This is a genomic window from Fuchsiella alkaliacetigena, from assembly GCF_023227765.1.
Taxonomy (GTDB): domain Bacteria; phylum Bacillota; class Halanaerobiia; order Halobacteroidales; family Acetohalobiaceae; genus Fuchsiella; species Fuchsiella alkaliacetigena.
Genome location: NZ_JALKBZ010000006.1, coordinates 78,212 through 93,026 on the forward strand (window position 1 = coordinate 78,212; position 14,815 = coordinate 93,026).

Sequence of the window (14,815 nt, forward strand, 5' to 3'; positions counted from 1 at the left end):
CCCCAGATATTGCTACCGAAGAGATTATGGCTAATATACTGGATCTTTTGATTTTGGTAGATCGTGAAGGGAAGGTAATTCGAGTTAATAAGCAGACGGAAATACTGCTTGGTTTTTCGGAAGAGGAATTGACTGATAAAAAGGCTAGTAATATAGTTTTGGAAAGAGAAGAGTTTTCACAGCAAATGGGAATGGTAGTTTTGGTTGGTGAATCTCAGTTTGAAGGAGAGTTTAACTATCTAACTAAGGAAGACGATTTATTACCGGTTCGAGTTAAGGCTACGGCAGTAAAAGAGGATAAGAAGCTGTTGGGAGTAGTGATTGCTGCTCAGGATCTGCGTCAGGAAAGAGAGTTGGAAGCTAAAGCAGTGGAGTTGAAACTAGCTAAGGAAGAAGCTGAGGCTGCTACTAAAGCTAAGAGCGAATTTTTAGCTAATATGAGCCATGAACTACGCACTCCTATGAATGCCATTATCGGTTATAGTGAAATGTTATTTGAGGAAGCCGAAGAGATGGAACTGGAGGTTTTTGCTAATGACTTAGAAAAGATTCAGTCTGCTGGCAAACACTTGCTGTCTTTAATTAATGATATTTTGGATCTATCGAAGATAGAAGCGGGGAAGATGGAGCTTTATTTGGAGACTTTTGATTTAAATGAAGAAATTGAAAATGTAGTGGATACGGTTGCTCATTTAGTAGAAAAGAATAATAATCAGTTTCAGATAGAGGTAGAGCCTGATTTGGGGAAGATGCACAGTGATTTAACTAAGCTCAGGCAGATACTAATTAATTTATTGAGCAATGCAGCTAAGTTTACCGAAAATGGAAGTATAACTTTACGGGTAGAGACTGCTTCGTCAGGAGAAGTTTCTTTTGAAGTGGAGGATACCGGAATTGGGATGAGCAAAGAGCAGTTAGCTAAGTTATTTGAAGCCTTTACTCAGGCAGATACTTCGACTACTAGAGAATATGGAGGCACTGGCTTAGGGCTAACTATTAGCAAAGTTTTTTGTGAAATGCTGGGTGGAGAGATAGAGGTGGAGAGTGAGCTAGGAAAAGGTTCTATCTTTACTGTGAAATTACCAATGAATTAGGAGATAACTTAGTTTTTTAGGATAAGTAGCTAATTAAGAGAAGTCTTATAATAATACAAGGAGTGGTCTATTTATGAAAACTGAAGAAGGAAAAGACTTGCAATTGGATATTCGTTTAGGTTCATCCTTTGCTCAGGATAGTATTAGAGCGGTTAGGGAAGTAGCTGCTCAAATTCGCCAAGCTGATCCTAATGCGGTGGTGATCTTTTTTTGTTCATCGCGTTATGACCATAATTTGATAGCTGAAGCTATGCGTGAAGAATTTTCTGAGCAGACGGTGATTGGTTGTACGAGTGCCGGAGAATTGGTTGGTGAGGCAGGATATAAAGAAGGAGGCTTGGTTGGTGCTAGTCTTTTATCTCCTCACTTAATAGCTCATCCTCATTTGATGGATAACCTTTCTGATTATGTAGCGGATAGGGCCCGAAATTTAGCAGATCAGCTATGTGAGCAGTTGCTTTTAGCAGATGCTTATGACCCTAAACGTCAATTTGGTCTATTATTAATTGATGGGATATCTTTGCGAGAGGAGGTAGTAGCTGCTTCGCTATATAATTGTTTAGAGGGGGTGCCAATATTTGGAGGTTCTGCTGCTGATGAACTAAACTTTGAAGAAACCTTAGTTTATTATGATGGTGAATTTCATTCTGATAGTGCTGTTTTTACCTTATTTGAGTGTGATTTGCCTTTTCAAGTTTTCCGCTTTCAGCATTTTGAGCCAACCGATAAACGTTTGGTGATTACCGAGGCAGATCCTGCCACCAGAATAGTCTTTGAAATTAATGGGCTACCTGCTGCTGAGGCATTCGCTGAAGCAATTGAAGTGCCAATTGAAGAATTTGATGCTGATGTTTTTGCTGCTAATCCGTTGATGCTTCGAGTTGGTGGTGAGTGGTATGTTCGGGCAGTTCAAAGTGCTAATCCAGATGGTAGTTTGAGCTTTTGGTGTGCTATAGATAAAGGATTAGTTCTAACTGTGGGTCAGGGCCAAGACTTAGTAAAGAATATTGCCAATAGTATGGATACCCTGCGTTCTACCTTTTCGGATTTGCGTTTTGTGCTGGGATGTGATTGTCTTTTTCGTCGCTTAGAGCTTTTACAAAAAAATAGGCTTAATGATGCTTCAACTCTGTTTAAAGGGATGCCTTACTTAGGCTTTAGTACATATGGGGAACAGTATAATGGCTTACATATTAATCAAACATTGACAGGAGTGGTTATTGGAGGTAATAGCAAATGACTGTTAAACAGAAGCAGAAATTAGAAGAGCGTATTCTAAAGCTAGAGTCTGAGTTAGAGCGTCAGCAGAAGATAAACCAGGTTTTAATGGATCGGGTTGAGCAATCTATTGATGCAGCCGATAGTAGTTATGCTCTTTTTGAGCACAATGTTATTTTGCAGAATGCTGTAAGTAAGCGTACTGCTGATCTGGAACAGACTAATGAAGAGTTGCGTCAGCAACGAGAACAGTTAAAACAAACACAAAAAGAACTAGAGAAAGCTAATCAAGCTAAGAGCACTTTTTTGGCTAATATGAGCCATGAATTAAGAACTCCTATGAATGCTATTATTGGTTATAGTGAAATGCTTCTGGAAGATGCTGAAGAAATGGAGCTGGATTTTTTTATTGATGATTTAAGAAAGATACAGACAGCAGGCAAACACCTGCTTTCTTTAATTAATGATATTTTGGATCTATCCAAGATAGAAGCAGGGAAGATGGAGTTATATTTAGAAAGTTTTGATTTGGAGGCGGAAGTAAGAGAAGTAGTTGATACTGTAGCTCACCTGATGGAGAAGAATAGTAATCAATTTCAGCTAGAGATAGCTTCAAATTTAGACAAGATGTATAGTGATCTAACCAAGCTTAAACAAGTGCTGATTAATTTACTTAGTAATGCAGCTAAATTTACCGAAGAGGGCACTATAACTTTAAGAGTAGAATTGATAGAGGGTTCCGAAGAATTCGTTTCTTTTCAGGTAGAGGATACTGGAATTGGAATGAGTTCAGAACAAGTAAATAAGCTATTTGAAGCCTTTACCCAGGCTGATGCTTCAACTACCAGAAGGTATGGCGGTACTGGTTTGGGACTGGCAATTAGTAAGGTTTTTTGTGAAATGTTAGGTGGAGAGATAACTGTAGAAAGTGAGCTAGGTACAGGATCTACTTTTACTGTTCAATTACCAGTTAATACCAAAGAGGATAAGAGAGACTCGACTGATAGTAAATATAAAAAGATAAAAAATAAAGAAGAAACAGTAAAGATAACAACTAGAAGTCAGGAAGAAGCTCCACAACTTAAGAAAAAAGAAGAGTTAGTTTTAGTTATTGATGATGAAAGTTCAGTTAGAGAGCTGCTAGCTCGTTATTTAACTAAAGAAGGCTTGCAAGTAGTAACAGCTTCTTCCGGGGAAGAGGGCTTGAAGCTGGCTAAAGAAGTAAAACCAAAGGTTATTATCTTAGATGTGATGATGCCTGGAAAGGATGGCTGGTCAGTACTGATGGAGCTAAAATCAAGCCAAGAGTTGCAGCAGATACCGGTAATTATGTCAACTATAATCGATGAAAAAAACAAGGGCTATGCTTTAGGAGCAGCAGCATACTTGACTAAACCGGTAAAGCGGGATGCCTTGCAAAAGGCTTTAAATAAATTAAGATTAAAGCCCAATTCTTCAGTATTAGTAGTGGAAGATGACCAGCAAACTAGAGAATTGTTACGCAAAATTTTAGAGAGTGAGGATTATGCTGTTTTGGAGGCTGAGAATGGTCAGGTAGCTTTGGATATTTTAAGGGAGATAGATGATCTACCTGGGATAATTTTATTGGATTTGATGATGCCTCAAATGGATGGATTTCAGTTTGTTGAGGAACTAAATAAAGAAGTCGATTATCATAATATTCCCGTGTTAGTAATTACAGCTAAGAAGCTTACTCAAGCAGATAGAGATAGGCTAAACGGATACGTGGAGAAAATCATAACTAAAGGAAGTATTAATAAAGATCAACTATTAGCTTATATTTCTTCGGCAGTATCGACTTTAAAAGAGTGTAGGAGTTAACTCAAAGATTTATATAATTAAAAAGGAGGAGCAAAATGGCTAAAATACTGTTAGTTGAGGATAATGAAATGAATCGTGATATGTTATCACGGCGATTGAAAAGAAAGGGTTTTGAAGTTGAAGTAGCTATAAATGGTTCAGAGGGAGTAGCTAAAACTCTGGAAGAAGAGCCTGATTTAGTCTTAATGGATATGAGCTTACCTGTGATGGATGGCTGGGAGGCAACTAAACAGATTAAAGCTGATCTTGGTACAAAAGAGATCCCAATTATTGCTTTGACTGCTCATGCTATGTCTGGAGATAGACAGAAATGTTTAGATGCTGGCTGTGATGAGTTTGAAACGAAACCGGTACAGATGAATAAACTGTTGACTAAGATTGAATCATTGCTTTAGTTATAAAGGTCAGCGGCTCTTTAAGGAGAGCTGTTGGCTGATGTTTTTTAGGTGATAATTGAATGAACAGTAGTATCCTGGTGAAAACCAGGATTTTTTACTATATTAAAAGGATATTTTTATCTGCTGCTTGAATTAAGAGTATAGTAGGAATTATAATGAATTGCAATAGGTATATAATGAATCGTAATAAGAAGCACATAAACTAAACTATTTGGAGGAGATTTTTGTGGATAAAAAGAGGACTATATTCGCAATTATATTTTTTATTTTTTCATTAGTTTTACTTTGGTCTATTAATAATTTATATTCAGATTTTTTGATCGAAAGAGAAAAAGATAACTTTTCTTCGCTAGTTTCTAGCTATAGATCTTCTTTAGAAACAGAACTTAACTACCAGACTTCTATTATCAATTCTTTGGAATCTTTTGTAAAGATAGATTATTCGGCAGCAAGAATTGAAGAGGAGTTTGATATTTTTGCTAGTGGTATTATAAATCCGGCTATTAGTCACTTTAGTTTAGCTCCTAATGGTGTTATTTCTTATATATATCCTTTGGAGGAACGAGAACATATTTTAGGTAATGATCTCTTTGCAGATCAGCGGCCTCAAGTAAGAGAGACTTTAGAGTTGTTAGAAGAAAAGCGAGACATTGTGATTAGCGGGCCCGTTGAACTTCTTTTAGATGATACTCTAGGCTTAATTGGCAGAAAACTAGTCTATGAAGAAGATGGTGATATTTGGGGAATCGTTAATATTATTTATAAACTAAAAGAGGTGATGCAGAGAGCAGGCCTTGAAAAAGATCATGAAGAGTTGAGATTTTCTATTATCAAAGAGGACGGTACTCCAGTTTATCAAAGTAAGGAAGAATTACTTGCTTCACCAATTGAAGAAGAGTTAAAGATAGCTAATGAAAATTGGACTATCAAAGCAACTAGGAATAAAGATTGGGCTGAGTATATCAACACATCCCAAAATATTTTTTTAGGACTAACTAGTCTGATTTGGCTCTTTATCAATGGAATTGTCATTTATGGTTTAAGGGAAAATAAGTATTTAAATGAATTAGTTGCTCGAAAAACCGAAAATTTAAATAATACCAATCAAAAGTTGGCTAAGATTAATAAAGAGCTTGAAGCAGCAAAAGAAAAGGCAGAAAAATCTAATCAGGCTAAAAGCCAGTTTTTAGCTAATATGAGCCATGAGATTAGAACTCCTATTAATGCAATAATAGGTTTAAGCCATATTGCTAACTCTAAAACAGATGATCCCGATCTGAAAAAATACATTAACAAAATTCAGCGTTCTTCGGATAGCTTACTAAATATAGTCAATGATATTCTAGATTATTCTAAGATTGAAGCGGGTAGCTTGGAATTGGAAAAAGCAGACTTTTATATTTATCAGTTAATAAATAGTGTAGTAGATATGTTTAGCTATCGAGTAAAGAGGAAAGGTTTAGATTTGAAGACAGTTATAGATGAGAAAGTACCGATGTATGTCGAAGGAGATCCTTTGCGATTAAAGCAGGTACTGATTAACTTAGTAAGTAATGCAGTTAAGTTTACTGAGCAGGGAGAGGTTATAATCAGGGTTAATGTTTTAGAGAGAAGTGAAGAAGAAGCTGAACTCAGCTTTTCAATTGAGGATACCGGGATAGGTATTGTTGATGCAGAGCAGGAAAAGTTATTTAAAGAATTTTCTCAAGGTGATTCTTCTACTAGTAGAAAGTATGGAGGGAGCGGATTAGGCCTGGCTATAAGTCAGAAGTTAGTAGAGCTGATGGGAGGTCAGATTTCAGTAGAGAGTAGTTTAGGAGAAGGTTCTACCTTTACCTTTGATCTTAACTTTAAAATTAAGGTAGATTTAGATGAAGTAGAGTTGATGTTAGATAAGAAGGGTTTGCGGGTTTTAATCGTTGATGATGAACCTAGCTCGCGAGAACTTCTTGAAGATTTAGTAGCTTCTTTTAATTATCAGTATCAAGTAGTTTCTTCAGGGAAAGAAGCTATTGAAGAGATTAAAGCAAATAATCAGCATGAGCAAGGTGAAGCTTATGACTTAATATTACTTGATTATAAAATGCCTGAAGTTGATGGAGCAAAAGTAGCTCAGTGGGTTAAAGAGAAAGCAGAACTAGAGAAGGTTCCAGCAGTAATTATAGTGACGGCTTATGAAATAGATGAAATTAAAGAGCAAAATGAAGAGCTTCCTGTGGAAAAAATCTTAGCTAAACCGATCAACCAATCAAAGCTGTTTGACTTGATTATTAAAGTATTTGGACAACAAGAGTATCTCTTCTCTTTAGCAGAGCAAGAGGCTAAAAAGGATGATTTTTTCCGAGCAGACTTAGTAGGAGTTCAGGTTTTGCTTGTTGAAGATAATCTGATTAATCAGGAAATTGCTAAGGAGTTATTAGAAGAAGCTAACTTAAATATTACTATAGCTGAAGATGGGGCTATAGCAGTTGAGAAGGCTCAAAGGAGAAGTTATGATTTAATCTTGATGGATGTGCAGATGCCAAATATGGATGGCTATCAAGCAACTAAAAAGATTAGAGTTAATTCTAAAAATGAGGAAACTCCTATTATTGCCATGACAGCTCACGCTATGGATAAAGATAGAAAAGCCTGTTTAGAAGCAGGGATGGATGATTATATATCTAAGCCATTTAATCCCCAAGACCTCTTAAATAAGTTATCTAAATGGATTAAGAGAGAGCTTAGAATTGATGGAGAAGATAAGACTAGCTTTTTAGATCCTTCAATAGAGATAACTGGATTAAATTTAGCTTCAGCTTTGCAAAGAGTTAAAGGGAACGAGAGATTATACTTTAAAATTTTAAAGACCTTTTTAAAAGATAATCAAAATATAGGTGCAGAGATAGAAGAAGACTTCTTTAGTGCTGATTATCAGCTTATTAAAGAGAAGGTTCATAGTCTTAAAGGAGTGGCTGGTAATATAGGTGCTACGCGATTGCTTAAGTTGTGTCAAGAAATCGAAACAGAGATCGCTAATAATAGCTTAAGCAAAGCCAGTATAACGGAGTTAAAAGAGGAATTATCAGTATTGAACTCCTCAATTAGTGAGCTACTTTCAGAATATGAGGATAGTGAAGAGAGTGATACTTTAGAGGAGCCGGTAGCTGCTGAAGAGTTTTATCAACTTTTAAGTGAATTAGAAGCTAAGTTAGAGGCTAATGATTTTATTGAGGAGGACTTTATATTAGAGTTAGATAATTGTTTACCAGCTCAAGAGGAAGTGAGAGAGCAGTTTAACTCCCTGCTCGAAGCTGTGGAGAACTTTAATTATGATGTGGCTCTATCTATTTTGAATAAAATAAAGCAAGATGGTTTAGACCTTGAGGGGGGAGCTAGATGAATAGTTCCAGACAAGAAACTATTTTGATTGTTGATGATGAAGCTAGTAATATCAGAATACTAGGTGAAATGCTGAAAGATTGGGATTTGAAGGTGGCTAAGGATGGTCAAACAGCTTTAGATATTGCTAAGAGTACCTTGCCGGATATTATTCTCTTAGATATTATCTTGCCTGATATAGATGGCTATCAAGTTTGTAAGGAATTGAAGGAGTTAGCAGCTACTAAAGAGATTCCCATTATTTTTATTACATCTAAAGATAGGGTAGAAGATGAGGTTTATGGCTTGAGGTTAGGAGCAATCGATTATATTACTAAGCCTTTTAATTCGGTAATTGTGAGAACTAAAGTGGAAAATCATTTAGAACATAGAAGAGCTAAAAAGGAGTTAAAAAAGTTATCTCAAGCTGTTGAACAAAGTACAGTCAGCATATTAATTACAGATCCGGAAGGGAAAATAGAGTATGTTAATCCAATTTTTACTGAGTTAACGGGTTATAGCTTTGAAGAGGTTAAGGGGAAGGAGCCTAGTTTATTAAAGACAGATTATCATTCTGATTCTTATTACCAGGATTTATGGGCAACTATTTCTGCTGGTAAAGAATGGAAGGGTCAATTTTATAACCAGAAAAAGAATGGAGAATATTTTTGGGAGGAGGCAGTTATATCTCCGGTTAAAGATGAGCGAGGAGAAATTATAAACTATGTTGCTGTTAAAAAAGATATAACTAAGAGAAAAGAGGCGGAAGATAAGTTAGTAGCTAAAAATGAGGAGTTACAAGATACTAAAAAGATGCTGAATAAGATTCTTGATTTATCAGCGGAAGGAATTAGGTATGTAGCTAAGGATTATAATGTGGTTAAGTTTAACGATAAGTATGAGGAACTAAATCGACTTTATTTAGAAAAGGAGGGTTTGTCTTTAGCTGAAGTTATCGATGAAGAGGGAATGCTAAAGTGTTACGATACGCTCTGTATTCAAAACTGTGTCTATCAAGAATGTTCTTTGGTACAAGCTATGAATGGTGTTGAAAGTATACAAAGGGATGTTGAACTCAACTTGGGAGGAGTTAATAGATATTTTATAGTTACGGTAGCTCCTTATAGAGATGATAACGGTCAATTAAAAGGGATTTTACAGAGTTATCGAGATATAACTGAACGGAAAAAGAAGGAGCTAGAGATAGAGGTTCAAAAAGTTGAGATGGAAAGGTTATATGATGATTTACAGATGAAGCTTGAAAAGGCAACTCAATTACACCAACAGTTTCTGCCTAGTCAATTACCTGAGGTGAAGGGAGTATCCTATCTTAGTTATTTTCAACCGGCGGATAAATTAGGAGGAGACTTTTATAATGCTATCAGAATTGGAGAGCAGTTGCTGATTTATTTAGCAGATGTAAGTGGACACGGAATGGATGGTTCTATGTTGAGTATTTTCTTAAAAGAGACTATTGATAATTATTTGCTGTACTATCATGATCAGGATGATGATTTGAAATTAAGTAGCTTAATCAGCTATGTAGCGGATAAATATAGAGAGCAAGACTTTCCAGCCGATTATTTTATCTGTTTATTAGTAGGTCTTTTAGATATTGAGAAAATGGAGATAACTTTTGCTAATGCCGGCTTTCAATTTCCACCTATATATATAAGTGAAGAGGGGGACTTATCTACTTTAAATTGTGGAGGAATGCCTATTTCTTCGGCTGTTTGTGAAGACAAGTTCTTGGAGTTATACTCATCAGACTATGAAGAAGTGAAGATTTCTTTGGCTAAGGGCGATACTCTCTTTTTAACTACCGATGGTTTGTTAGAAGAGAGAGTGGAAGGTGAGATTTATGAGGAGGAGCGTTTAAAGGAGCTTTTAGCTGAGAACTATGTTTTACCTGTTGATTTAATTATGACTAAGATAAAAGATGACTTTAAAGACTTTTCGGGCAGCTTAACTGGTCAAGATGATTTGACTTTTTTGGCCTTGAAAAGAGATTTAGAGATAATAGATAGCTTTGAGAAAACAATTAAGAGCAGCATTGAGGAAATGTATCAGGTCAAGGAGGAATTAATGGATTTTATTGCTCCTTATTACGAAATGCCTGACTTGATTTGTGTTGGTTTTCAAGAGGTGGTGACTAATGCAATAGAGCATGGTAACCAGATGGAGCTTAGTAAGGAAGTTACAATTAGAGTAGAGGTAACTGAGAAGTATATTAAAGCTATTATTACAGATCAAGGAGAGGGATTTGATTGGTCGGAGAAGCTAGAGCAAGAACTTGATATAGAGAGTGACTTTGCTAACGAAGAGGAAAGAGGTCGGGGGATTAAGATGGCAAATAAGTTATATGATGGAGTCTGGTATAATGAGAAAGGCAATCAAGCTTATCTTTTTAAGTTAAGAGAAGATTAAAAACTATAATAATAGATGTTAAGAAGCGGGCCCTACTTAAAAAGCTAGGGTTTTTTATATTTTCAAAGGATATTTTTGCCTATAAGTTGAATAAAAAACATAATAGGAATTATAATAATTAGGACGTTATCAGTCAAAGGAGGTTTTTAAATGAAGATGGATGCTTTTACTAGAAAGGCTCAGGAAGGAATAGCTGAAGCTCAGTATTTGGCAGAGGATAATCAAAACCAGGAGGTTTATCCGGCTCATTTACTGTTAGCTTTACTGACTCAAGGTGAGGGGATAGTCAGACCTATTTTGCAGAAATTAGCTGTTAATTTAGATAGTTTAGAAGAGGATTTGCGAGGGTTATTGGATAAGTTTCCGCAGGTTTATTCCGAAGGGGGAGAGTTATATACCTCGCAGGAGTTAAGTAAGGTTTTAAGACAGGCTAGGCAGGAAGCTAAGCAGCTAGGTGATGGCTATATATCTACAGAACATTTTTTATTGGCAATTTTAGCTGAGTCTAAGACTAAAGCGGCTCAGTTGTTGAAAGAGTATGGAGTTGAGATTAAGAAACTCCGCGAAGCTATTGAAGAGATTCGCGGTGGAGAAAAGGTAAGTAGTCAGAATGCTGAAAGTCAATATCAGGCTTTAGCAAACTATACTATTGACTTAACTGATTTGGCTCGGGAAGGAAAGCTAGATCCGGTGATTGGTCGGGATGAAAAGATCAGGCGGATTATGCAGGTTTTATCGAGAAGGAGAAAGAATAATCCGGTTTTGATTGGAGAGCCTGGGGTTGGTAAGACGGCTATTGTAGAAGGACTGGCGCAGCGAATTATTAGAGGTGATGTCCCAGAAGCTCTAAAGGATAAAAGGATAATCTCTTTAGATATGGGTTCTTTGCTTGCTGGCACTAAGTATCGCGGGGAGTTTGAAGATCGCTTAAAGTCGGTTTTAAAGGAGATTAAAAAGGGAGAAGGAGAGATTATGCTCTTTATAGATGAGATGCATACGGTGGTGGGAGCTGGAGCTACTGAGGGAGCTATGGATGCGGCTAATCTATTAAAGCCGGCTTTAGCTAGAGGAGAGCTTCATTGCATCGGCGCCACTACTTTGGCTGAGTATAAGAAGCATATTGAGAAGGATGCCGCTTTAGAGCGCAGATTTCAGCCAATACAGATTGCAGAACCTTCTATAGAGGATACTATTTCTATTTTGAGAGGTTTAAAGGAGAAGTATGAGATTCATCATGGAGTTAAGATTCAGGATCGGGCCCTAGTAGCAGCAGCCCAGTTATCAGACCGTTACTTAACGGAGCGTTTTTTACCGGATAAAGCTATTGATTTAGTTGATGAAGCTGCTTCTAAGCTCAGAATTGAAATTGATTCAATGCCGATTGAGCTTGATGAGTTGAATCGTAAGCTACGTCGCTTGGAGATTGAGAGAGAAGCTCTTAAAAAGGAAAGTGATCAGGAGTCTGCGGAGCGTTTGGAGGACTTAGAAGCAGAGATAGCGGATTTAAAAGAAGAGTTACAGCCTTTGAAAGCAAAATGGGAGAATGAAAAGAAGATTATTCAAGAGATCCAAGACTTAAAGGAAGAAATAGAACAAACTAAACTTGCCGCCGAAACAGCGGAAAGAGATGCTGACTATGAAGAGGCAGCTCGCTTAAAGTACGGCAAGTTAAATGAGTTAAAGAAAGAGTTAGAACTAGCTAATCAACGAGCGGCAGAGTTAAAAGGAGATAGAGACTTACTGAGAGAAGAGGTGGGCGAGGAAGATATAGCGGAAATAGTTGCTTCCTGGACCGATATTCCGGTGACTAAAGTGATGGCCGGCGAAAAGGAAAAACTGATTAATTTGGAAGAAGAATTAAGTAAGCGAGTAGTGGGGCAAAAGGATGCTATTAAGGCAGTTAGTAATGCTATTCGTCGTTCGCGAACTGGTTTGCAGGATGAAGATCGACCTTTAGGTTCTTTTATTTTTATGGGCCCGACGGGAGTGGGAAAAACAGAGCTAGCTAAGGCCTTAACTGAGTACTTATTCGATGATGAACAGTCTATGGTTAGGCTGGATATGTCGGAGTATATGGAACGCCACGCAGTAGCCAAGTTGATTGGTTCTCCGCCAGGTTACGTGGGTTTTGAAGAAGGAGGACAGCTGACAGAGAAAGTTCGTCGGAACCCTTACTCAGTAATTTTATTGGATGAAATTGAAAAGGCTCACGCCGATGTTTTTAACATCTTATTACAGATTTTAGATGATGGGCTGCTAACCGATAGCCACGGTAAGAATGTGGACTTTAGAAATACAGTAATTATTATGACTTCCAATATTGGTTCAGAATATATTCAGGATTTGGAAGAAGAAGGTGAGATTAAAGAGCGAGTTTTTGCTGCTTTAAAAAAGCAGTTTAGACCAGAGTTTATTAATCGGATTGATGAACAGATTATCTTCCACTCCTTATCTAAGCAGGATTTAGATAAGATTGTGAAGCTTAAACTGGCAGAATTAAGGACTAAACTGGAAAAGCAGGGGCTAGTAATTGAATTAACTGCTCGGGCTAAGGAGCAGCTAAGAGACTTAGGTTATGATCCTAATTATGGAGCCCGACCTCTGCAGAGAGTGATTCAGAAGTATATTAAGGATGAGCTAGCTATGATTATCTTGGAGGAAGAATTGGAGGATGAAAGTAAAATTATTATTGATTATCAGCAGAAATTTAGTTTTGAAGTGGCTGATTAGAGTTCGGCCCTGACTTAAAAGTCAGGGTATTTCTTTTTTAGAGATCTATACCTGAGTTTGGATTAAGCGAGTTGCTCGGAGCGATCATTGGGAGGTTTACTGAAGAAGTTAAGTGTCGTTTTGATGAGATGGGGATTGGGATTCCTTATCCACAGTTGGATCTACATTTAGATCCGCTGGTGCAGAATTATTTTGCGAATTACAAAAATCAGTAAACTGGGCTAATAGTTCAGAAGAGATCGACTTTAAATTTAAGTCTCGTTGAGGGAAGGCAATCTCTATTCCCTCGCGAGCAAAGTTATCCCAGACCGCAAAGAGAACCTCACTGCGGACATTATCGATTCCTTGTCCTGGATTATTTATCCAAAACCTTAGTTCGAAATCAACAGTATTATCTCCGAACTCCTTTAATAGACATTCGGGCTCAGGTTTAGTTAAGACTCTATCTATACTGCTCATTGCTTCCAAAATTAATTCTTCCACTAAACGTAGATCACTGCCATAGCCAACGCCAATTAATACATTTAGTCTAACCTTGCGATCGCTATAAGACCAGTTGATTACCTGTTCAGTAATGAACTTTTCATTGGGAATTAGATATTCTTTACCGGCTAGAGTGATCATAGAAACAAAGCGGGTTTCTTGAGCCCGAATCCGCCCAAAAACATCGTCAATTTCAATAACATCGCCGGGCTTAACAGATCTATCCAGCAAAATAATAATTCCACTCACATAATTGGAAACTATTTTTTGTAAGCCAAAACCGATTCCCACACCAATAGCACCACCCAGAAAAGCAAAGGTGCTTAGTTCAACTCCTAAGCTGCTTAAGGTAATTAAGACTGCTAAGGTGATTAATAGAACGCGAGTGGTTTTATATAATAACAGCTTGACTGAAGGAGTAAAGGTAGTTTTGAACTGAATCTGTTTTTTCAAAACAGAATGTAACTGTCCCGAAAGCCAAAATAGTAGAATAAAGATCAGCAGTCCGCTAATTATATCCAGTAAGGAAAGATTGATATTACCTCCAGTAAGAACTATATTATCCAGCATTTCTACTACTGGGCTATAGAGACCGATGATATTTAGAAAAGCTACGGTCCAGACAAAGTAAGAAAGTCCCTTGACCATCAAGCTTTCCCCAGGTAATAAAATGGAGATAACCCTAATTAATAGCCAGGCATTAAGTAAGTTACCAGCAATGGCTGTTAAAATAGTCGGTAGCCCTAAGGGAGTTCCTAATAAAAAATAACTCCAAGTAAAGAGCCACCATAAAAAGGGCATCAGCACTTCCTCAGCTAATTTTCTAGCTCGGTACATCTTTAAACCAGGGATTTTACTTAAATTATTTTTAACTAAACTTTTGCTTTTTTTATTTAAAAGCCAGGCTAGTAGAAAGAACATTAGTATTAGAGCTAGTTCTAACAGGTTAGTCCAACGTAAAAAGTATATATTAAACCAGTTAATTAGTCCTTCCCAACCTTGCACTAAGTCTACCTGTAGTTTAATAACTACTCACCTGCCCTTTATTGATTAAAAAATCTCCTTATTATATAGTCTTAGCTAGAAATTTAAAATATCCTGCTTGAAAATAAGAAGATGATAGCTTAATTTAAATCAATAAAAAATCCAGCCTTAAGCTGGAGATAGCTAAGTTAAACTTTATTTTAACCCGAGTTCGACAGTTCATAGGTATAAAATAACTATTTAGAGGTCAGAAACCTTGATATAGCAGGGTTTGTGATT

Annotated in this window: 7 protein-coding genes and 1 pseudogene; 7 read left to right on the forward strand and 1 reads right to left on the reverse strand. The window is 36.9% G+C overall.

What is annotated here, in order from left to right; all coding sequences use genetic code 11:
• Positions 1-26: 26 nt before the first annotated feature.
• The 7 genes and pseudogenes from MWH30_RS14025 to clpB form a co-directional block, all read left to right on the forward strand.
• Positions 27-1,085, forward strand: a pseudogene (locus MWH30_RS14025) (sensor histidine kinase); the annotation flags it as partial.
• A gap of 82 nt (positions 1,086-1,167) precedes the next feature.
• Positions 1,168-2,334, forward strand: a complete 1,167-nt coding sequence (locus tag MWH30_RS03085; RefSeq protein WP_248662581.1) for an FIST N-terminal domain-containing protein — start codon at positions 1,168-1,170, stop codon at positions 2,332-2,334.
• Positions 2,331-4,154: a hybrid sensor histidine kinase/response regulator gene (locus MWH30_RS03090; protein ID WP_248662582.1), complete on the forward strand. Its 1,824-nt coding sequence runs from the start codon at positions 2,331-2,333 to the stop codon at positions 4,152-4,154. The genes MWH30_RS03085 and MWH30_RS03090 overlap by 4 nt, the downstream gene beginning before the upstream one ends.
• Positions 4,155-4,189: 35 nt before the next feature.
• Positions 4,190-4,549, forward strand: coding sequence for a response regulator (locus MWH30_RS03095; protein WP_248662583.1), 360 nt, complete (start codon positions 4,190-4,192; stop codon positions 4,547-4,549).
• A 229-nt stretch (positions 4,550-4,778) separates the two neighbouring features.
• Entirely contained in the window at positions 4,779-7,934 is a 3,156-nt protein-coding gene (locus MWH30_RS03100; RefSeq protein ID WP_248662584.1) for a response regulator, read from the forward strand.
• Entirely contained in the window at positions 7,931-10,339 is a 2,409-nt protein-coding gene (locus MWH30_RS03105; RefSeq protein ID WP_248662585.1) for a PAS domain S-box protein, read from the forward strand. The genes MWH30_RS03100 and MWH30_RS03105 overlap by 4 nt, the downstream gene beginning before the upstream one ends.
• A 150-nt stretch (positions 10,340-10,489) precedes the next feature.
• The gene (clpB, locus tag MWH30_RS03110; protein ID WP_248662586.1) at positions 10,490-13,069 is read left to right on the forward strand and encodes an ATP-dependent chaperone ClpB; all 2,580 of its coding nucleotides are present in this window, start codon (positions 10,490-10,492) and stop codon (positions 13,067-13,069) included.
• 108 nt (positions 13,070-13,177) lie between these two features.
• On the opposite strand, the gene MWH30_RS03115 is transcribed toward clpB, so the two are convergent.
• Positions 13,178-14,557, reverse strand: coding sequence for a mechanosensitive ion channel family protein (locus MWH30_RS03115; RefSeq protein WP_248662587.1), 1,380 nt, complete (start codon positions 14,555-14,557; stop codon positions 13,178-13,180).
• Positions 14,558-14,815 lie beyond the last annotated feature (258 nt).

Bases quoted from the DNA above. Each gene is read 5' to 3' on its own strand.
- MWH30_RS03090 (WP_248662582.1), top strand. From the start codon at position 2,331: ATGACTGTTAAACAGAAGCAGAAATTAGAAGAGCGTATTCTAAAGCTA.
- MWH30_RS03105 (WP_248662585.1), top strand. From the start codon at position 7,931: ATGAATAGTTCCAGACAAGAAACTATTTTGATTGTTGATGATGAAGCT.
- clpB (WP_248662586.1), top strand. From the start codon at position 10,490: ATGAAGATGGATGCTTTTACTAGAAAGGCTCAGGAAGGAATAGCTGAA.
- MWH30_RS03095 (WP_248662583.1), top strand. From the start codon at position 4,190: ATGGCTAAAATACTGTTAGTTGAGGATAATGAAATGAATCGTGATATG.
- MWH30_RS03085 (WP_248662581.1), top strand. From the start codon at position 1,168: ATGAAAACTGAAGAAGGAAAAGACTTGCAATTGGATATTCGTTTAGGT.